Consider the following 20,743-nt stretch of genomic DNA (forward strand, 5'->3'; position numbering starts at 1 on the left):
TAAAGAAATCTTTATATGTTTGCAACGATTGCCCGCAGTGCCGCTATCGCCTAGAGCGGACGCCTTATTTTTGCCACATGGGGAATCCCTGCGATGAAGAAAATTGCGCTGCTTGCAGCATCCGCCGCCTTTGCCCTTTCCGCTTGCGGTGCGACCGACGATCCGGACGCACCGGCCGAAGCCGACACGGTGGAAATGCCCGCTGACGAAGTGATGGTGCAGCCGGGCATGGACGAAGATCCGGCGGTTGACGAAACCATCACCGACGACACGGCACCGGTCGCTGAAGAAACGACCGCACCTGCCGACGACGCGGCCGATGCCGCCGCCGATGCGGCTGCCGATATCGAAGCGGCGATGGGCGAATAATGATGCGGTTCGCGCTCCCCGCCATGGGCCTGCTGCTGATGCTTGCAGCCTGCGGCGGGGAGCCGGACATGCCTGCTGCGCCCATGGCGGAGGAGGAGCGGGTCCTGCGCGAAGCAGCCGAGATGCTGCCCGATGACAGCCCTTCGGCCGAACCCTCTGCCAGCCTCGACGCGGCGGATTAGTCCCAGCCGGTTACCTTGCCGCGCCCGGCCTTTACCGCGCCGCGCACCTTTTTCCCTTTTAGCCGCTGGACCTTGCCGACGCGGTTCACGCGCGACTTGGCGCGCTTTTTCGGTTCGATCTGCGCTTCGACCAGCAATTCGGCCAGACGCTTGCGGGCATCGGCGCGGTTCATGTCCTGCGTCCGGTGGCGGCGCGCGTCGATGATCAGGTCGCCGCTCGACGAAACGCGGCTGCCCGCCAGCGCCTTCAGCCTGTGAAACACCGTCGGCGTCAGCCCCAGCTTAAAGATATTGACCCGCAACTGGACCGCGGTCGCGACTTTGTTGACGTTCTGCCCACCGGGGCCGGATGCCGTGACAAAGCGCTCTTCCGCCAGCGACTGCGCCCGATCTACGAGCGAAATTACGTCGAGGTCGTCTTCGTCAGACACCTGACGGGCCGGGTTCCGGCAAGTCAGCGGGAATCTGGCCGGGATCGACGAAGCCCAGGCGCAAGAAATCGGCGGGCATGGGCGAAGTGGCCGTGATCGCGGACTTGCCGTCGCGATGCACGGTCAGTGCGCTGGCATGCAGCATCGTGCGCGGTGCGCCGCCAGCGCCACCTTTCGGACCCTCGCCATAGACGGGATCCCCCAGCAGCGGCGCGCCCAGCCCGGCGAGCGCGTGGATGCGGATCTGGTGCGTGCGACCGGTTTCGGGCCAGAATTCGATCAGCGTCATGCCGTCCTTTTCGACCAGCTTGCGCCAGCGGGTCAGCGATGGCTTGCCCTTTTTGGCAGCAATCATGCGCCAGCCCTCTTCCTTCGAACTGATCTTTGACAGCGACAGCGCGATTTCGCCTTCATCTTCGGCGACCGTTCCAGCAAGGATGCCAAGATAGACCTTTTCGACCTGCCGGTCCTCGAATGCCTTGTTGAACCGCTTCAATGCCTTGGGATTGCGGGCCAGCAGCAGGCAGCCTGACGTATCGGTGTCGAGCCGGTGCACCGCCATCGGTGCGCGCTGAAAGCCAAGCTTCAGTTCTTCGAGCTGATCGTCGAGAGAGCGCCCGCCCGCGCGTGGCCGATCGATCGGCAGCCCGGCAGGCTTGTCGATGACAAGCGCCTCGCCGTCTTCGTAAAGGATCGGGATCGTGCTCATAACGCTGATACTGCTTTCTCGATGCGGTCGATCGCCGCGTTCAATTGATCTTCGCTGGCGGCAAAGCTGATCCGGAAACCGGCAAGCCCACAATGCCCGCCGCCAAAGGCCGATGCCGCGACCACCGCGACGCCATGCTCAAGCAGGTGGAGCGCGAGCGCACCATCATCGGCCAACATACCCCCTATCAGCGGCGATGCATCGACAAAACAATAGAACGCCCCCTGCGGCACAGGGGTGGAAAGGCCGGGGATCGCGTTGATCCGCGACACGACAAGGTCGCGGCGCTGGCGGAACCGTTCGCGCCAGTCGGCCAGAAAATCCTGCGGCCCTTCGAAAGCGGCGACCGCGCCCGCTTGGCTGATCGAACAGGGGTTGCCGCTCGAATGCGATTGCAGACGCTCCATCGCTCTGATCAACCATTCCGGGCCGGTCGCGACACCGATGCGAAGGCCGGTCATCGCATGGCTTTTCGACACGCCCGACACCGTCAGCACGCGATCGGCAAGATCGGGGCGCAGCGCGGCAAGCGTGGCGTGGGGCGCGCCGGTGTAGGTGAGCGGCGCGTAGATATCGTCGCTCATCACTAACAGTTCGGGGTGAGCTTCCATCACTGCAGCAACGGCGCAAATGTCTTCTGCGGTGAACACCGCGCCGGTCGGGTTGCCCGGGCTGTTGAGCAGGAGCCAGCGCGTACGCGGCGTGACGACTGCCGCAAGGTCTGCCGCCGAAAAGTGAAAGCCGGTTTCGGGCCGCGTCGGCAGAGGCACGACCGTACCGCCCGCAAAGCGCACGATTTCGGGATAGGATACCCACCAAGGCGCGGGGATCACGACCTCGTCGCCGGGATCCAGCGTGGCGAGCAGGGCGTGGAAGATCGCCTGTTTCCCCCCGGCGCTGACGGTGACCTGCGCAACATCGATGGCGATGCCCAGATCGCGTTCGAAATGCAGCGCGGCGGCGCGCTTCATGGCCGCGGTGCCGCCAACCGGGGTATAGCGCGTTTGCCCTGAGTCCAGCGCGGCCTTCATCGCCGCGACCACGTGGAAGGGGGTGTCGAAATCCGGTTCACCCACCGAAAGCGAGATGATGTCGCGCCCTTGTGCGCGCAGTTCGGTCGCACGATCGGTCATCGCGGTCGTTTGCGAAGGTGCGATCCGCGCCAGGGCGGAGGACAGGCGCGGGGATGGCATGGCGAAAGTCGGTCCTGCTAGATCGTTTGTGACGGCGCAATAAGCCGGGCCGGCATCAGCCCGCGCAGGGCATTGCCGATCCAGAAGCCGTCCGCAAGGTCCGCGCGTGTCAGATCGGCTTCGCGGGCGCGCCCTTCGTCGATCAAAGAGGCGCGCAGGACGCCGGGCAGCAATCCGCGTTCCAGCGGCGGGGTCAGCAACATGCCGTCACGCTCTACGAAGATGTTGGTGAAGCTGCCTTCTGTCAGGAAACCGTCTTCGCGCAAAAGAACCGCTTCCAACGCGCCTTCAGCTTCGGCGTCGCGTCTTGCTTCGTCGTAAAACGCGCGGTCCGTGGTCTTGTGCCGCAGGCGCCAGTCGCGCGGGTTCACCGGCAGGGGGCGAATGGCGACGGGCACGGGGCCGGGCATCGGGTCGGGAAGGTCCGACCCTTCGACGTCCCATTCCCCATCGAAGTCGACAAGTATCCGCAGTTTGCGCGGTTCGCGGTTCATGAAGCAGAACGCCTGAATCTGGTTACGCAGCGCATGGCGGTCCAGCGAAAAGCCCAGCGCCGCGGCGCTTTCCTTCAGCCGGCCGAGATGGAATTCGATCAGCGGCACGCCGACGCGCGGGTCGAAGGCCATCGTTTCGATCAATCGCACGTTCGGGCTCGCCGCCGCCACGAATTTCCCCTTCACCAGGCATTCCGCCCATTCGTCGTCGACCTGCGAATCGATCACAAGTCCTGAACCCACGCCCATCCGCGCGACACCGTTGGCCGCGCCGGTCAGCGTCAGGGTGCGTATCGCGACATTGAAAGCGGCATCGCCCGCAGGGTCAACCCGTCCGATCGCGCCGCAATAGAGATTGCGCGAGTTTTCCTCAGTATGGTCGATCAATTCCATCGCGCGGATTTTCGGCGCGCCGGTGATCGACCCGCAAGGGAATATGGCGCGCAACAGGTCGATGGCCCCGGTGCCATCGTGAAGCCGGGCCCGCACGGTAGACGTCATCTGGTGCACGGTCGGATAAGTTTCGATGCGAAAGGCATCGCGCACGGTCACGCTGCCCGGAACGGCAAGGCGGGAGACATCGTTGCGCATCAGGTCGGTGATCATCAGGTTTTCGGCACGGTCCTTTTCGCTTTGTGCCAATTCCGCGACCAATGCCGCGTCTTCGTCCGGAGTAGCGCCCCGCGGTCGAGTCCCCTTCATCGGTTTCAGGGTAACGTCGCCGTCCTTCAGCGCAAAGAACAGTTCGGGCGAGAGGCTGAGGTGATGGCGTTCCCCGTCAAAGACGAGCGCGCCGTACCCCGCCGCCGCGCTGTCGCGCAGCAGGGCATAGATCGCCGCCGGGTCGCCGGCCCAGCGTCCCATCAACGGGAACGTCAGGTTCGCCTGATAGATATCGCCAGCCTCGATCCCTGCGCGAATGGCGTCGAACCCCCGCGCATAGGCTTCGCGATCGATCGCGGGACGCAACGGAGACAGCAGCGGCGGGCCGTCGTCGCGAAGTGCTTCCGACGCGAGCCACGCAGGGACTTCGTCGGCCGGGATCGTGGAGCAGTCCGTGAACGCCGCCAACCAGACCAGCGGGGCGCCGTCACCTGCGGCGCGGGGCAGCTTGATCAGCCTGGCCTCGAAGGCAAGACCGGCTTCGTAAGCGATGGTGCCGGCAATGTGCAGGCCGCGGTCATGCGCGTCCTGCGCTGCGTCCAGGGCCTGTTCCACTTCGCCAGCGTGCATCGCGCGGAAAACGGCCACCGGATCGCGATAGAGCCGGGCGGCGGCAGGGTGGGCCGTGGCCGGATCGCGGGCATCGTCCAGCAGGATGAAGGGTTTACGCATTGCCGCGCCTAGATGGCCGTGTCGACGCGTCGCGGCAAGGGCGCATGGCGGAGTTACTTGACCATCGCGTGGCGGGTAGCCCACATCGGCAGCCTGAAATGCGAAAGGAAGCGGTTGCATGGCCGACAATGCGATTTTCATCGGACTGGCCGAAAACGGCGAACGGCAATGGCTCGAACTGTCGCGCGCCAACCGGCACGGGCTGATCGCGGGCGCGACCGGAACCGGCAAGACGGTGACGCTGCAAGGGCTGGCGGAAAGCTTTTCGGCCGCGGGCGTGCCTGTCTTCGTCGCCGACGTGAAGGGCGACCTGTCGGGCATCGCCATGTCGGGATCGCCCACGTTCAAACATGCCGACAAGCTGGAAAGCCGCGCGCGCGAACTGGGCATGGACGACTATGCCTATTCCGATAATCCGGCGATCTTCTGGGACCTTTACGGCGAACAGGGACACCCGATCCGCACCACCGTTTCGGAAATGGGCCCGCTGCTGCTTTCGCGGCTGCTAGATCTCAACGAAACGCAGGAAGGCGTGCTGGATGTCGCGTTCCATTTTGCCGACGAACAGGGGTTGATGCTGCTCGACCTCGACGATCTGCAGGCGATGCTGGCGCACACGGCGGACAACGCGAGCATGCTGAGCACGAAGTACGGCAACGTGACCAAACCCAGCGTCGGCGCGATACAGCGCTCGCTGCTGTCATTGCGTTCGCAAGGCGGGGACCAATTCTTTGGCGAACCGGCGCTGGAAATAGACGATTTCCTTGTCGTCGACGAAAACGGACGCGGTTTCATCAATGTGCTGGCCGCCGACAAGCTGATGCGCAGCCCGAAACTTTACGCGACGTTCCTGTTGTGGCTGCTGTCCGAACTGTTCGAAAGCCTGCCCGAAGTCGGCGATCCCGACAAACCGAAGCTCGTCTTCTTCTTCGACGAAGCGCACTTGTTGTTCGACGATGCGCCGCGCGCGCTGGCGGACAAGATCGAACAGGTCGTGCGGCTGATCCGGTCGAAGGGCGTGGGCGTGTTCTTCGTGACGCAGAACCCCATCGACATTCCAGAGGAAGTGGCAGGCCAATTGGGTAACCGGGTGCAGCACGCGCTGCGCGCCTTTACCCCGCGCGATCAGAGGGCGATCCGCGCGGCGGCCGAAACGTTCCGCATCAACCCCGCGCTCGACGTGGAAACCGCGATCACCGAATTGCGGGTGGGCGAAGCGCTTGTCTCTACCCTCATGGAAGACGGCGCACCGTCCATTGTACAGCGCACACTGGTGAAGCCGCCGCGTTCCCGGCTTGGCCCCGTGAGCGACAAGGAACGCGCGATCATACGTTCGGTCAGCCCGGTGGACGGCAAGTACGATACCGCCGTCGACCGCGAAAGCGCGGAGGAAGTGCTGTTGGCCAAAGCCGCCGACGCCGCGGCCACGGCAGAGGAAGTCGCAGAGAAAGGTCGCGAGGAAGTGGCCAAACGCCCGCGAAAGACGACATCCGTGTGGGAAAAGGCGGGGAAGGCGGCAGCAGGGGCCGCGGCCAGTTCGGCGGCGGCTGTCATCGCGGGAAAGATCACCGGCAAATCGTCGCGCGCCAATCCGACGAAAACGGCGGCCACGGCAGCTGCGGGCACCATCGCGACCAGCCTTGGCGGGGCGGTCGTGGGCCGGTTCGTGCGCAACCTGATCGGCGGCTTGATGCGCTGAACGGGCGTTTAATTCCAGGTCACAGCGGCAGGCGGATTTCCGCGCTCAATCCGCCTTGGGGGCGATTGGTCAGGACCAACCTGCCGCCATGCTGTTCGGCAATGGCGCGGGCGAGCGCGAGGCCAATGCCCGCGCCGCCGGTGCCCCGGTTGCGGCTGGGATCGCCGCGTTCGAACGGTTCCATCATCCGCGCGATTTCGTGGACCGGGATGCCCGGCCCTTCATCGGTGACGCGGATGACCGCTTCGGCCTTCTCCTTCGTGACCGTGACGCTTGCCCCGCCGGCATAGCGGATCGCGTTGGACGTCAGGTTACGGATCGCGCGCCGCAGCCAGGTCGCGCGGACGGAAAGTACGACCCGGTGCGTATCGCCAAGCTCCACCGGCTGGCCCATGTCCTCGAACTCTTCGACGACGGACGCGGTAAGCGCCGCCAGTTCGGTCGGTTCGATCGGGTCGGACGGGCGGCCGACGCGGGCCAGCGACAGGATGTCGTCAAGCGTCGAGGTGATGTCCTCGATCGTCCCCGCCATTTTCGCGCGCTCGTCGTCGTCTTCGACCGATTCGATCCGCACGCGCAGGGCGGCCAGCGGCGTTTTCAGATCGTGACCGATGGCGCCCAGCATCACGTCCTTTTCATCGAGCAGGGCGACGATCCGCGACTCCATCGCGTTATGCGCGGCGATCAGGCTGCGGGTGTCCACCGGCCCCTGCGGTTCGACCCTGCCATCTACGCCAAGCGTCGGATTGCCCGAAAACGCTTCCACCCGCCGGGTAAGCTGGGCCAACGGCTTGGTGATGCGGCGCAGGATCAGGGCGATCGTGCCCATCAGCACGGCATAGATCAGCAAGGTCTGCAGCAGCAGGCTGCGCATGAAATAGGGCTCGCGCTTTTCATGGAGCGCGCGCGCAATCAACCAGTCCTGCGCTCCGTTAACCCGGACCGCGGCGAACAGGATCGAATCGGGCGGCCCCCGATCACGCATCCGTCCGCGCCGGCCCTGCATGAAATCGGCCATCATGGTTTCGTCGAAATCACGTTCGAACACGTTGATTTCAGCAACTTCGACACCCTGGTCGTTCAGGATTTCGGTCAAACGAGCCTCGAACCACGGACGTTCCGCGTCACCGGCCGTCATCGGGGATCGGGGGGACGTGGCCAGTTGCGCAATGCGTGGATGGCGACCCCTTGGCGGGTGGAGTTCGTCGCCATCCGGCCCGCGCAGCATGCGGCTGCCGATCAGGCGGAATGCCAGCGCGTGGGCGATGGAATTATGCTCGCGCTCCGCCTGCGCGCGCATGGCGAGGCCAGCGCCGATCCCTTGCGCGACCAGCAACGCCAGCGCGACGGCCAGCAACATCTGGCCCTGAAGGGATCGCGGCAGGAAACGCTTCATGCCGGTTGCGAATCGGCCCGCGTCACGTCGGTCGCCAGCATGTAGCCGCCGCCGCGAACGGTCAGGATCAACCGCGGATCGGTGCGATCAGGTTCCACCTTGCGGCGCAGGCGGCTGATCGCGTTGTCGATGGATCGGTCGAACAGATGCGCCTCGCGCCCTTGCACCATGTCGAGCAGGCGGTCCCGGTCCAGCACTTGTCGCGGATGATCCAGAAATGCGCGCAACAGGCGGAATTCGGCCGAGGATATCGCGACGACCGCGCCCTCTGCATCGGTGAGCCGCCGTTTCAGCGGATCGAGCCGCCAGCCTTCGAACAGGAAATCCTGTTCCAGCGTCGGCGCGGCCTCTGCCCGGTTCGCGCGGCGCAGGACCGAACGGATGCGCGCGACCAGCTCGCGCGGTTCGAACGGTTTTACGACATAATCGTCGGCACCGATCTCCAGCCCGACGATGCGATCGGTGGGCTCGCCCTTGGCGGTCAGTAGGATGACCGGCGTTTTCTGCGCTTCGACAAGGTGGCGACACAGCGACAGCCCGTCTTCGCCCGGCATCATGATATCGAGCAGGACGATATCGGCCGGCATGTCGCGCAGGATCGTGCGGGCAGCGGCAGCGGATTCGGCTTGGCGGACGTGAAAACCCTGTTTCGCAAGATAAGCGGCCAGCGGATCGCGCAGGGCTTCTTCGTCATCGACGAGCAGGATGCGATCGGGAAGCTGGGGTTCGGTCATGTCCTGCTCTTTCTAACGGTTCGGGGCGCGCCGACAATGCCGGCGCGCCCCTTGCCTTTCGTTCAGTTAGTCACGCGATCAGTTGGGCTGACGCGCTTCGCGCTTTTCCATGCGGGTTTCGCGCATCTTCTCGCGGGCGACTTTGCGTTCCTCGACCGTCACGGTGCCGTCGCCGTTGGTGTCCATCTGGGCGAAGTGGGATGTCACGCCGGCATCGAACTCGGCGCGAGTGATCACGCCATCCTTGTTGGTGTCGGCCATCATGCCCATCATGCCCATGCCGCCATGGCCACCGCGCTTGCCTTGGCGGCCACCCATTGCGTGGTCGCCGCCCATCATATGCGCGCCGCCCATCTCATGCGCGCCACCCTGGCCGCGCATGCCGTGCATGCCGTGCATGGCATCGAATTCGGCCCGGCTGATCGAACCGTTGCCGTCGGTGTCCATTTTGGCGAATCGTTCGTCCTGGCGTGCCTTGCGGTCGGCGCTGTCGATCTTGCCATCGCCGTTCACATCCATGCGGGCGAACATTTCGCCTGACTTGGCCTTGGCCTCGGCCATGGTGACCGGCCCTTCGGCTTTCATCATGCCGGGGGCGGCATACGCGACGGTACCCATGGCAAGAACGGCGACACCGGCTGCTAAAAAGGTCTTTTTCATGAAGGTTCTCTCTTTGAAATCTGCGAAAATGGGCGAAGCCGCGAAAATGCCGGGACGAGCGAGGGGAGGGAACAAGGGGGATAACCCGTTGGCCGGCATCCTCGCGACTTCTTGTGACTGTTCTACAGGTCGCATGTCGCAGGTTTATGCCGGCTGAAGGCTACTTTGTCGCATCGTGTATCACCGGGGTGCGGCCGTTAATGCAGGCTCAAGCCTTTGGCTGAGTTTCAGCGTTTCGCGGGCGATGCGCGGTGTCGCGGGCCGGCGTTACGAACAGTGCGGTGCACGCGCCGCATGCGTCGGCGGTGTGCCAGACGCCTGCCGGATTAATCGCATATTCGCCGGCGTTCAGCGGAATGCGGATGTCGCCGTCCGGGTTCTGCTGAATCAGTACCATCGCGCCCTTCGTGCAAACGACCATCTCGTCGCCCGCCGGATGCATTTCCCAGTCGGTCCAATCCTCGGCAAAGTCATGCAACGCGACCAGCCGCCCTTCGCCGCCGGTGCGGTTGACGTAATCCTCATACCATTCGGATCCTGCGAACGCGGGCTGGACCTTTGCGCTGCCTGCTTCGCCCAGATGGGCAAAGCGGTCGCCCAAGGGGAAGGGGCCGTTGCCCGTCACCGCTGGCCAATCAGCGGGACAGCGGCGCGCACTGCACCTCCAGCCAGCCGAGCGCCTCGCCCGCCAGTTGCGGACCGACGACCGCAAGCACCTTGGCGTGATAATCGTCGATCCAGCCCCGCTCGCCTTCGGTCAGCAACGCGACATCAATCAGATTGCGGTCGATCGGCGCGAACGTGAGCGTTTCGAAGCCCATCATTTCCGTTTCCGCACCTTCGATCTCTTGCGGGATGACCAGCACGAGATTCTCGATCCGGATGCCGTATTCGCCGGTCTTGTAATAACCAGGCTCGTTCGAAAGGAACATGCCGGGCAGCAACGGTTGTTCGTTCGGGCGGCCGCCCTTGCCGATGTTCTGCGGACCTTCGTGGACCGAAAGATAGCTGCCGACGCCGTGGCCGGTGCCGTGCGCATAATCGACGCCCGCTTGCCACAGGAACATGCGGGCAAGCGTATCGAGCTGGCTGCCGACGGTGCCCTTGGGGAAGACGGCGGTGGCCAGCGCGATGTGACCCTTGAGCACGCGGGTAAAGCGATCCTTCACTTCCGCCGGTGCTTCGCCGGGGCCGACCCACACGGTGCGGGTGATGTCGGTGGTGCCGTCGGCGTATTGCCCGCCGCTGTCGACAAGATAGACGCTGTTGGGCTGAAGCGTGCGGTTCGTCTCCTCGCTCACACGGTAATGAACGACCGCGCCATTCGGTCCGGCGCCTGAAATCGTGTCGAACGACAGGTCGGTCAGCATGTCGCTTTCGGCGCGGAAAGCTTCGAGCCGGTCCGATGCATCAAGCTCCGTCACCCGTCCCGAAGGCGCTTCTCGCGCAATCCAGTTGAGGAATTTGGCGACCGCCGCCCCGTCGCGCGACTGCGCGGCGCGATGACCGTTTTGTTCGGCACCGGTCTTGATCGCCTTGGGCAGGACGACGGGATCGCGCTCTTCCTTCACGATCGCGCCCGCATCGTTCAGCGCGCGGAAGATCGCGGCCACCGAACGGTCGGGATCGACCGCGATCGTCTGGCCCTTTGTGGCGGCAAGAGCGTCCTCGAACGCGGCGCGGTCGCGCAGCGTGACGGCATTGCCGAGATGGGTGGAGAGCGCTGGCGTCACCTTTTCGGGCGCCATGAACAGTTCCGCCGTCCCGTCGGCATGGACGATGGCGAACGACAGCGCGACCGGCGTGCGCGACACGTCGTTGCCGCGGATGTTGAACAGCCACGCGATGGAATCGAGCGCGGTGATGACGGTCGCGTCGTAACCGTTCGCGACCAGCCATTCGGCGATTTCGCCGCGCTTCTCGGCGCTGGAACGTCCGGCCAGCGCTTCGTCATGGGGGCGGGCGAATGCCGTGCTGGGGGCGGGCCTGTCCTGCCAGACCGAATCGATGGGATTGGTTTCGACCGCGACAAGCGTCGCGCCCTTTTTGGCCAGCGCCTTTTCCGCCGCCTTGGCCCAGCCCGGCGAATGGAGCCACGGGTCGAACCCGATCCGCGCGCCTTCGCCGACATTGCGGCCCAGCCATTCGGCGGGGCTGGTCTGGGGGATGCTTTCGTAATCCCACAGCTTGCCATCGACCTGATCGCGCACTTGTATCGTATAGCGTCCGTCGACGAACATGGCCGCGCCCTTGCTGTCGATGGCATTCGCCAGCACGACCGCGGTCCCCGCCGATCCGCCAAACCCAGTCAGCCATTCCAGTCGCTGTGCGTATTCGCCGACATATTCGCTCATGTGTTCGTCGCTGATGGGCACGACGAACCCGTCGAGTTCGCGGCGCTTCAATTCTTCGCGCAGGGCGGCAAGACGAGCTTCGTGGGTCTGCATCAGCATGACGGCAACTTTCGTAAATAGGTGCGCGGTCCGCGCCGGACCGTCAAATGGGGTGGCCTTGCAAGGCCGCTGCCGGAAACATAGTTACACCGAACGGGTTGTTCCAGCACTGCGTTTCGGGCGCATGCTTTTGCCCAAACCCACGTCCCGCATCTCCGTCCGTTCGAACAGGATCCTGTCCCTTGACCGATACCACTGCACCGATCCAGCCGCCGGTCGCCGAAAAGCGGCTGCACAGCTTTACGCATCATGGCGTCAAGGTCGACGACCATTACGCATGGCTGCGCGATGCGGGCTATCCCAAGGTGGAGAGCGAGGAGATCCTCGATCACCTGAAGGCCGAGAATGCGTGGTTCGAAACGCGAATGAAGCCTTATGAGCCGCTGATCGACACGCTGTTCGCCGAAATGCGCGGGCGGATAAAGGAGGACGACAGCTCGGTCCCGGTAAAGGACGGCGAATGGTATTATTGGTCCGAATTCGTCGAAGGTGCGCAGTACCGGCAATGGTGGCGCAAGCCCGCGAAGGGCGGCCGCGACGGGACGGAAGGCAAGGAACTGCTGCTGGACGAAAGCGTGCTGGCCGAAGGGCACGACTATTTCCGGCTGGGTGCATTTTCGATCAGCCAGGACGGTACGAAGCTGGCCTATGCCACCGACACCGACGGGTCCGAACGCTATAACGCGGTTATTAAGGACCTGGCGACAGGTGAACTGTTGCCCGAAACCATCGAAGGCACGCTCGGCAGCTTGGTCTGGGTCGCCAATGACAAGGCCATCGTCTATTCGCTCGCCAACGAAAACTGGCGGACCGACAACGCCCGACTGCACTGGCTGGGCCAGCCGGTCGCGAACGACGTCGAGCTTTATCACGAAGTCGACGAAGGGTTTCGCGTCGGATCGGGGCTTTCGTCCGATGAAAAATGGCTGCTGATCAGCGCTTCGGACCATGAGACGGACGAAGTGCGGATCGTTGCGGCGGCCGACCCGCTGGGCGAACAAGTGCTGGTCAAACCGCGCAAGGCGGGCGTCGAATACGACATCGACATCGCCGGCGACCGGTTGTTCGTCCACACCAACGACACGCACGTGAATTTCCGACTGGCCAAGGCGACGCTGGCCGCGCCGGGAACGTGGGAAACGGTGATCGAAGGGTCGGACGAATTCTATCTCACCGGGTTCGAAATGTTCCGCGATTTCTACGTCACCGAAGGCCGCCAGCACGGGCTGGATCAGGTACAGGTACGATATTACGACGCGCCCGACCGGGTCGAACCCGTGGCATTTCCCGAAGCCAGCTATACCGCAGGCCTTGGCAACAATCCCGAATACGCTGCCGAGATCTTGCAGCTCAGCTATTTTTCCATGGTCACGCCCGCGACGGTTTATGACTACGATCCGAAAACGCGCGAACTGACCACGCTGAAAGTGCAGGAAATCCCGTCGGGATACGATGCATCGCAGTATCGCACCGAACGCGTGACGATCACCGCGCGCGACGGAACCGAAGTGCCAGTTTCGCTGATGATGCGTTCCGACACACCGATCGACGGCAGCGCGCCGCTGCACTTGTACGGTTACGGCGCCTATGGGTCGGCGATCTCGCCCTATTTCTCCACCGCGCGGCTCAGCCTTGTCGATCGCGGCTTCATCTATGCCATCGCGCATATCCGGGGTGGCGACGATCTTGGCCGGCATTGGTACCTGGACGGCAAGCTGACGAAGCGGGCGAATACCTTCAACGATTTCGTCGACGTGGCCAAGGGACTGATCGAACGCGGTTATTCGTCAAAGGGCCGCGTCACCGCATCGGGCGGATCGGCGGGCGGCGAACTGATGGGCGCCATCGCCAATTCCGACCCCGAACTGTGGGGCGCGATCGTCGCGCAAGTGCCGTTCGTCGACGTGCTCAATACCATGCTCGACGCATCGCTGCCGCTGACGCCGGGCGAATGGCCCGAATGGGGCAACCCCATCGAAGATGCCGGCGCCTTCGAACTGATCCGCGGTTACAGTCCTTATGATCAGGTCAGCGCTCAGGCCTATCCGCCGATGCTGGTGACGGGGGGGCTGAACGATCCGCGCGTGACATATTGGGAGCCGACGAAATGGGTCGCCAAGCTGCGCGAGATGAAGACCGACGATAACGAACTGCTGCTGAAAATGAACATGGGCGCAGGCCACGGCGGCAAGTCGGGCCGGTTCGACAGCTTGCGCGAAGTGGCAGAAGAATTCGCCTTTATCCTGTGGCAGATGGGCATGGCGGAAGCTGCGTGAAACGGCTTTTTGCGCTTCTGTTCGTTATCGCCGCGGCCTTTGGCGGTTGGTTTGTCGGATCGCGGCTTTACGCCGTGCACGACCTGTCACAGGCCGCGCGCGATGGCGATGTCGCCCGGCTGGAAGGGCGGGTCGATTTCCCGGCTTTTCGCGAATCGCTGAAATCCGAAGTCGGTGGCGCGATCGAGCGGGAGGATATCGGCGGCCTCGGCTCGGTGTTGGCCAAGGCAAGCGCATCGTTCGCCATCGACAAGTTCGTGAACCCGGAAACCGTGGCGCAACTGGTGCGCACCGGACAGGCGGACGGTGTGACCGTTGCGGTGCGAGCCGAAGAGCGCGAGCCGGTCGATTGGCGCATCGAAAGCGGCGATCTGCATGCGTTTCGCCTGACCGGGCCCGACCCCCGCGGCGCGCTGATCTTTCGGCGCGACGGGCTGGGCTGGCGGCTGGCCGGGATCGACCTGAATGACGGCTGATTCCGCGCCTCGCTTTCGCATGACCTTTACCGCTGGGGCGGAGCACATCGATTTCATGGGCCACGTGAATAACGCGGTCTGGCTGCAATGGGCGCAGGACGTGGCGACCGCGCATTGGGAAGCGGTCGCCGACCCGGCTCACGTCGATGCCTTTCTCTGGGTCGTGACCCGGCATGAAATCGATTATCGCGGCAATGTGACGCAGGGTGCGGAAGTTACCGCCGAAGCCCGGATCGAAAAGCCGCCGGTCGGAGCCCGCTTCGAACGGCTGATCGATTTTTTCGGACCGGATGGCGGCAAGCCGATCGTATCGGTTCGTTCGACGTGGGCGATGATCGGGCGCGACAATGGCCGGTTGATGCGCGTGCCGGCAGATGTCGCACGGCCGTTCCTGGCCTGAACGTCACCCCGCCCGGCGTTCCGCTGCCCGCCGGTCCTTCAGCCGCCGTTGGCGCGACGGCGGTTCGAAAACCTGGATTCGTTCGCTGATCAGGCGATTGCGACCGCTATATTTCGCTTCGTACAGCAACCGGTCGGCCTGGCCGTAAAGCTGGCGCATGGTGGACGCGCCGCCCGGCGGGCTTTCGACCAGACCCATGCTGGCGGTGACCGGAGTGTCGATGCCGTCAACCTCGTTCGCAACGCGGATGGTGATGGCCCGGCGCAACTGTTCGGCGCGCTGCTGCATCTGCGGCCCCTTCAGCATGACGACGAATTCCTCGCCCCCCATGCGAAAAGCGAGCGCGTCCTTGTCGCTGGCCAACACGGCGGCGACTTCTTGCAGGACGCGGTCGCCGGTGGTGTGACCGAACCGGTCGTTGATGCGCTTGAAATGGTCGAGATCGACGACGGCCAGCGCGTGAAATCCGCTCGACCGCAGTTCGGCAAAACGTTGTTCGAGCGCGCGGCGATTAAAAATGCCGGTAAGCGGATCGAGATCGATGAGGTTCGACAGCGCGTCGAGCCGGGCGTTCACCCGTTCGCGTTCGCGGCGCATGACTTCCATGCGGTGGATCACCGCAATGGATGCGGCCATCGCGTGGAAGAGTATGCCCGCATAGATCGTCGCATCGACAACATGCCCGGTAACGCCCAATCCCGAACCGCGCACGACCACCGCTGCCGTCGCGGCCATAAGCGGCGCCCACGTTGCGATCAGCCCGCGAATGGCGCGGCTACCCGCTTGCCATGCGCGCACCATGGCGACGACGATCGCAGCGATCAGCGGCAGCGGTACGATCAGCAGGACAACCGACCCCATGGGACGCAACGCCGGGATCACCAGGCAAAAGACAACGCCGACGATCGCGGTCGCAAGCGCCGTACGCATAAGCACTTTGCGCATAAAATCGCTAAGCGCGGGGCGTTCGAGATAGGTTACGAAATAGCCGGTTGCAAAAACCAGCGGCCCGACCTTGGCGATTGCTGAAAGGAAAGCCGTCGGGGCCATGCTGATATCGATGACCCGGTGATAGAGCCCGCTGGACACGACGACCAGCGCCAGCAGCGCCATTTCGTTGGCCAGCATCCACAGCACGAACCGTTCGCGCAAAAGACGATAGAACGCCGCGTTGTAGATCAGCGGAACGGCCAGGAAACCGGCCAGCAGCGCCAGCGCCAGCACGGCATTGTCGCTCCACCCCAGAATGTCGTGTTCTCCGTGCCGAGCTTGCAGCCGGGCCTGGGACATGAGCACAGGCGTCCATGGTTTTTCGATGGCGACGACCAGCCCGGTGGCCGCGAGCATGTCGGGCATGGGGAGTGCGAATTTCGGCCCGTTCACGAAATGGCTGACATCCGCCATGCGATAGGATCGCGAGCGCAGCGGACCATCGGGGCCCATTGCGATCAGCGTGAGCGATTCGAACCGCCCGATGTCGGTCACGAAATGGGTCGGCATCGTCCGCTGTGCGGAAAAGTCCTCCGGCGTGAAGAACAGCCAGGCCACTGGCGGCGTGCCCGTATAGCGGGTCTGGTCGCAAACCCACCGGTCGACGGGCGGAACCTCGGGCTTCGAGGTATTGACCGCACCTACAGTCGTGGCCGAACAGGCCGACCGCATTTCTTCGCGCGCGTTCGCCGCTGCCGGCAGAAAACCCACCGACACCAGCAAAAGCGCACCCAGCGCCTTGATCAGCCAGCCCACCATCGCCGACGACCATGGACTGCATCGTTTAGTGTCTGGTTAATGCCGGCGAAACAAATTACCGGCCCGCGGCGCCCACGATACTTTCGACCGATTTGTAGTCGTAACCCAGTTCGCGGGCCACAGCCTCGTACGTCACCATGCCCGCATGAACGTTGAGCCCAGCGGCAAGATGCGCGTTTTCGCGCATCGCCTGCTGCCAGCCCTTGTCCGCGATGGCCAGCGCATGGGGCAGCGTCACGTTGTTGAGCGCGTAAGTGCTGGTCCGCGCGACCGCGCCCGGCATGTTGGCGACGCAATAATGCACGACGCCGTCGACGACGAAGGTCGGTTCGGCATGGGTCGTGGCGTGGCTGGTTTCGAAACAGCCGCCCTGATCGATCGCCACGTCGACCAGCACCGCGCCCTGCTTCATCCGGCCCAGCATCTCGCGGGTGACCAGCTTTGGTGCCGCCGCGCCGGGGATCAGCACAGCGCCGATGACCAGATCCGCCTCGCACACCGCTTCGGCGATGTTCGCCTTGTTCGAAAACCGGGTCTTGGCGCGGCTTTCGAAATACATGCCCAGCCGTTCGAGCTGTTCGGGGCTGCGATCGAGGATCGTGACGTCCGCGCCAAGGCCGACCGCCATCTGCGCCGCGTTCCAGCCGACGACGCCGCCGCCGATCACGGCGACCTTGCCGGGCATGACGCCCGGAACGCCGCCTAGCAGCACGCCGCGCCCGCCATGCGCCTTTTCCAGCGCGGTCGCGCCGGCCTGAATGCTCATCCGTCCGGCAACCTGACTCATCGGCTTCAACAACGGCAGCGTGCCGCCCGGACCCGTCACCGTTTCATAGGCGATGGCCGTGACGCCCGACTTGACGAGGTCGGCGGTCTGTTCCGGATCGGGCGCGAGATGGAGGTAGGTGTAGAGCACCTGCCCTTCGCGCAGTTTCGCGCGCTCAACGGCCTGGGGTTCCTTCACCTTCACCACCATCTCGCACTCGGCAAAGATCGGGTCGGGGCCGTCGACGATTTTCGCGCCGGCAGCCAGATAGTCGGCGTCCTTGGCGTCGATGCCGAGCCCAGCGCCGCTTTCGACCCAGACTTCGTGGCCCTGCGCGACCAGTTCATGGACACTCTCCGGCGTCAGTCCGACGCGGTATTCGTGGTTCTTGATCTCGCGAGGACAGCCGATGCGCATGGGGTTTCTCCTGTTGCGTCGAGATTACCGCGATTCGACCGGTAAGTTTTGCCTTATTCGCATTGCCGGATCGTCTTGTTCGGGTATATTTCCCGTATAAACGCCAATATACGGAAAAATTTCCCGATGGACCGCACCGACTTCGTGCTTCTCTCCGCGCTTCAGCGCGATTCCTCGCAATCCATCGCGACTTTGGCCGAACAGGCGGCGCTTTCGACATCCGCGTGCCATCGCCGGGTCCGCGCGCTCGAAGAGGCCGGGGTCGTCGCAGGGTACGGCGCCCGGCTAGATCCGCAGCGCCTTGGCCTGACGCTGGAGGTGTTTGTCGAGATTACCCTGACGACCCAAAGCCGCGAGGCGATGGATCGATTCGAAGATTCGGTCCGGGATTTCGACGATATCCTGGAATGTCACCTGATGTCCGGCAAGGCCGATTACATCCTTCGAGTGGCGGCAAAGGATCTGGCGCAGTTCGACAGCATCCACCGCGACTGCCTGGCGCGATTGCCGGGCGTCGCGTCGGTGCATTCCAGTTTTTCGATCCGCACGATCAAGAGCTGGCAAGGTTATCCGATGGCGCGCTGATCCTGCGCTGAGCGTCACGTTTGGCAGAAAGCCCGGTCACAGCGCCTGACCGTCGCGGTCGCGATAGATTTCGCGCCGGCCGACATGGTTGGCGGGCCCGACCAGCCCGTCCTTTTCCATCCGTTCGATCCATTTGGACGCGGTGTTGTACCCGACGCCCATCTGCCGCTGAATCCAGCTGGCCGAAGCCTTCTGGTTTTCGAACACCATCTGGCACACCTGCACGTACTTGCGATGTTCGGGATCGTCGCCCGCGCCGTCCAGTTCGTCGAAGCCGAAGCCGCCGTCCTCCGGTTCCTCGGTCACCGAATCGATGTATTCGGGCGACCCTTGCGCGCGCCAGTGGCTGGCGACTTCCTCGACCTCTTCGTCCGAAACGAACGGACCGTGGACGCGGGTGAGCGGTTTCGAACTCGCCTTGTACAGCATGTCCCCCTTGCCCAGCAGCTGTTCTGCGCCCTGTTCGCCAAGGATCGTGCGGCTGTCGATGCGGCTGGTGACGTGGAACGATATGCGGGTGGGCATGTTCGCCTTGATCACGCCGGTGATGACGTCGACCGACGGGCGCTGCGTCGCCATGATCAGATGGATGCCCGCCGCGCGCGATTTTTGACTCAGACGCTGGATCAGGACCTCGATTTCCTTGCCCACGGTAATCATGAGATCGGCCAGTTCGTCGACGATCAGCACGATCTGGGGCAGTGCCTCGTACTCCAGCTGCTCTTCTTCGAATATCTCTTCGCCCGTTTCGGGGTCGAACCCGGTCTGCACCCGGCGGCCCAGCGGCTTGCCCTTGGCTGCGGCGGTGCGCACGCGTTCGTTGAAGCTTGCAAGGTTGCGCGCGCCGATGCTGCTCATCATGCGATAGCGGCGCTCCATCTCTTCGACCGCCCATTTCAGCGCGCGAACGGCCTTGGGCGGTTCGGTCACAACCGGGGACAAAAGGTGCGGAATATCGTCGTAGCTCTTCAGCTCCAGCACCTTGGGATCGATCAGGATCAACCGGCACTCGGCTGGCGTCAGGCGATAGAGCAGCGACAGCAGGATGGCGTTCAGGCCTACCGACTTGCCTGAACCGGTGGTGCCCGCGACCAGCAAGTGGGGCATGGCGGCCAAATCGGCGACGACCGGCTCGCCCGCGATATCCTTGCCCAGGATAATCGGCAGCATCCCCTTGTGATCGCCGAACGCGGCGCTTTCGATCAGTTCGCGGAAACTGACCATCTGGCGGTCGGCGTTGGGCAGTTCGATGCCCATCACGGTTTTGCCAGGGATGGAAGACACGCGAGCGGAAATCGCGCTCATGTTGCGGGCGATGTCGTCGGCAAGGCCCATGACGCGCGCCGCCTTGATCCCGGGCGCGGGTTCGAGTTCGTACATCGTGACCACCGGCCCAGTGCGCACCGCGGTGATCTCGCCCTTGACATTGAAGTCCTCCAGCACGTTTTCGAGAAGGCGTGCGTTGCGTTCCAGCGCCATCTTGTCGAGCTTGTGGCCCGACTGGTCCGGTACCGCGACCAGAAGATCGGGGCTGGGCAGCGCGAAATCGGCGTTGAAGAAATCGCCCTGCTTGGGCTTGGCCGCCTTGGCCGCGGGCTTGGGCGGGGTGGTCGGGTCCGCGATTTCGGGAGAGCGGCGCGGCGAAGTTTCGACCATGTCGGGATCGTCGTCGACCATGGTCTCGCGATTGGCGGCTTTCTTCGCCTTGCGCGCCGGTACGACGACGCGATCGTCGCCATCGTCTGCACGGTCCCGCCCCATGGCCAGCGGCAGCGTCAGCAGTCCCGCCCAGTCGAGCGTGAAGACTCGCCCCACGGCATAGGCGCCGCCCAGCAGTGTGAGCACCGCCAGCGACAGGATGACCCAGCCCGCATAGGGCGAAGGCGCTATGGTCGACATCGCATAGATCAGCTTGGACCCGGCCAGTCCGGCAATGCCGCCCATCCCGGCGGGAAGACCCCAGACCGGCCCGTCGACCAGCAGCGCCAGCACCGTGGCCAACATCAGCATCGCCAGCGCGAGCAGCGCCAGCGGGCGCCACCAATGCGGCCGCTCCGCCTCTTCGTGTTCGGCAAGTTGCCACAAACGGCGCGCAAAGACCCAGATCAGCGGCAGGATCAGCACTGCCACCGGGCCGAATGCCATGAACAGCCCATCGGCGGCATAGGCGCCCGGCACGCCCATCCAGTTCGCCGTCCCGCTGCCCGCCGCGGTGGAGAACGAGGCGTCGGTTTGGCTATAACTCGCCATCGCGAGCGCGAGGAACAGCGCGAACAGCAGCAATGCGGCCGCGCCCAGCAGTTCGCCGGTGCGGCTGACGCTATGCTTCAGCGCCGCGCGCCAGTTGGGCGCACCGCGACCCGCGGCACCTCTGCCCGGACCTGTCGCTATCCTCGATGCCATCTTGTCGGTTCCCCGT

Annotated in this window: 18 protein-coding genes; 6 read left to right on the top strand and 12 right to left on the bottom strand. The window is 64.1% G+C overall.

Annotated elements, in window-relative coordinates; translation table 11 throughout:
- Positions 1–93 precede the first annotated feature (93 nt).
- Positions 94–369, top strand: coding sequence for a hypothetical protein (locus EKN06_RS07595; protein ID WP_127612287.1), 276 nt, complete (start codon positions 94–96; stop codon positions 367–369).
- Positions 370–547: 178 nt separating this feature from the next.
- On the opposite strand, the gene arfB is transcribed toward EKN06_RS07595, so the two are convergent.
- From arfB to pabB, 4 genes are all read right to left on the bottom strand, one after another.
- Complete coding sequence (gene arfB, locus EKN06_RS07600) at positions 548–982, bottom strand: alternative ribosome rescue aminoacyl-tRNA hydrolase ArfB (RefSeq protein ID WP_205693842.1); 435 nt, start codon at positions 980–982, stop codon at positions 548–550.
- Positions 975–1,691 (bottom strand): RluA family pseudouridine synthase, encoded by a 717-nt coding sequence (locus EKN06_RS07605; protein WP_127612288.1) that lies wholly within the window; start codon positions 1,689–1,691, stop codon positions 975–977. The genes arfB and EKN06_RS07605 overlap by 8 nt, the downstream gene beginning before the upstream one ends.
- Positions 1,688–2,824, bottom strand: a complete 1,137-nt coding sequence (locus EKN06_RS07610) for a pyridoxal phosphate-dependent aminotransferase (RefSeq protein ID WP_205693843.1) — start codon at positions 2,822–2,824, stop codon at positions 1,688–1,690. The genes EKN06_RS07605 and EKN06_RS07610 overlap by 4 nt, the downstream gene beginning before the upstream one ends.
- A gap of 77 nt (positions 2,825–2,901) precedes the next feature.
- Complete coding sequence (gene pabB / locus EKN06_RS07615) at positions 2,902–4,713, bottom strand: aminodeoxychorismate synthase component I (RefSeq protein WP_127612290.1); 1,812 nt, start codon at positions 4,711–4,713, stop codon at positions 2,902–2,904.
- 118 nt (positions 4,714–4,831) lie between these two features.
- On the opposite strand from pabB, the gene EKN06_RS07620 reads away from it, so the two are divergent.
- Entirely contained in the window at positions 4,832–6,412 is a 1,581-nt protein-coding gene (locus tag EKN06_RS07620; protein ID WP_127612291.1) for a helicase HerA-like domain-containing protein, read from the top strand.
- Positions 6,413–6,431: 19 nt separating this feature from the next.
- On the opposite strand, the gene EKN06_RS07625 is transcribed toward EKN06_RS07620, so the two are convergent.
- The 5 genes from EKN06_RS07625 to EKN06_RS07645 form a co-directional block, all read right to left on the bottom strand.
- Entirely contained in the window at positions 6,432–7,808 is a 1,377-nt protein-coding gene (locus EKN06_RS07625; protein ID WP_127612292.1) for a sensor histidine kinase, read from the bottom strand.
- Positions 7,805–8,542, bottom strand: a complete 738-nt coding sequence (locus EKN06_RS07630; RefSeq protein WP_127612293.1) for a response regulator — start codon at positions 8,540–8,542, stop codon at positions 7,805–7,807. Before EKN06_RS07630 ends, EKN06_RS07625 begins: the two co-directional genes overlap by 4 nt.
- A gap of 78 nt (positions 8,543–8,620) precedes the next feature.
- Positions 8,621–9,202, bottom strand: coding sequence for an EF-hand domain-containing protein (locus tag EKN06_RS07635; RefSeq protein ID WP_164843987.1), 582 nt, complete (start codon positions 9,200–9,202; stop codon positions 8,621–8,623).
- Positions 9,203–9,410: 208 nt separating this feature from the next.
- Positions 9,411–9,827 (bottom strand): cupin domain-containing protein, encoded by a 417-nt coding sequence (locus EKN06_RS07640; RefSeq protein WP_240654666.1) that lies wholly within the window; start codon positions 9,825–9,827, stop codon positions 9,411–9,413.
- Positions 9,828–9,837: 10 nt separating this feature from the next.
- The gene (locus EKN06_RS07645; protein WP_127612396.1) at positions 9,838–11,649 is read right to left on the bottom strand and encodes an aminopeptidase P family protein; all 1,812 of its coding nucleotides are present in this window, start codon (positions 11,647–11,649) and stop codon (positions 9,838–9,840) included.
- 188 nt (positions 11,650–11,837) lie between these two features.
- Here EKN06_RS07645 and EKN06_RS07650 point away from each other — a divergent pair, with 188 nt between their 5' ends.
- From EKN06_RS07650 to EKN06_RS07660, 3 genes are read left to right on the top strand one after another with little or no spacing between them, the layout of a single operon-like run.
- On the top strand, positions 11,838–13,931 hold the full coding sequence (locus EKN06_RS07650) for a S9 family peptidase (protein ID WP_240654667.1): 2,094 nt from the start codon (positions 11,838–11,840) through the stop codon (positions 13,929–13,931).
- Positions 13,928–14,407 carry a DUF2939 domain-containing protein gene (locus EKN06_RS07655; protein ID WP_164843988.1) on the top strand — a complete coding sequence of 160 codons (480 nt, stop codon included), beginning with the start codon at positions 13,928–13,930 and terminating at the stop codon, positions 14,405–14,407. Before EKN06_RS07650 ends, EKN06_RS07655 begins: the two co-directional genes overlap by 4 nt.
- Positions 14,397–14,807 carry an acyl-CoA thioesterase gene (locus EKN06_RS07660; RefSeq protein WP_127612297.1) on the top strand — a complete coding sequence of 137 codons (411 nt, stop codon included), beginning with the start codon at positions 14,397–14,399 and terminating at the stop codon, positions 14,805–14,807. Before EKN06_RS07655 ends, EKN06_RS07660 begins: the two co-directional genes overlap by 11 nt.
- Positions 14,808–14,810: 3 nt before the next feature.
- Here EKN06_RS07660 and EKN06_RS07665 read toward each other — a convergent pair whose 3' ends face one another.
- Positions 14,811–16,556, bottom strand: a complete 1,746-nt coding sequence (locus tag EKN06_RS07665) for a GGDEF domain-containing protein (protein ID WP_127612298.1) — start codon at positions 16,554–16,556, stop codon at positions 14,811–14,813.
- 55 nt (positions 16,557–16,611) lie between these two features.
- On the bottom strand, positions 16,612–17,739 hold the full coding sequence (ald, locus tag EKN06_RS07670; RefSeq protein ID WP_127612299.1) for an alanine dehydrogenase: 1,128 nt from the start codon (positions 17,737–17,739) through the stop codon (positions 16,612–16,614).
- 126 nt (positions 17,740–17,865) lie between these two features.
- On the opposite strand from ald, the gene EKN06_RS07675 reads away from it, so the two are divergent.
- Positions 17,866–18,324, top strand: coding sequence for an Lrp/AsnC family transcriptional regulator (locus EKN06_RS07675; protein WP_127612300.1), 459 nt, complete (start codon positions 17,866–17,868; stop codon positions 18,322–18,324).
- Positions 18,325–18,360: 36 nt separating this feature from the next.
- Here the strand turns inward: EKN06_RS07675 and EKN06_RS07680 are convergent, their stop codons facing one another.
- Positions 18,361–20,727 (bottom strand): FtsK/SpoIIIE family DNA translocase, encoded by a 2,367-nt coding sequence (locus tag EKN06_RS07680; RefSeq protein WP_127612301.1) that lies wholly within the window; start codon positions 20,725–20,727, stop codon positions 18,361–18,363.
- Between the last annotated feature and the right edge of the window lie 16 nt (positions 20,728–20,743).

This window comes from Croceicoccus ponticola, from assembly GCF_004004515.1.
GTDB classification, from domain to species: Bacteria; Pseudomonadota; Alphaproteobacteria; order Sphingomonadales; family Sphingomonadaceae; genus Croceicoccus; species Croceicoccus ponticola.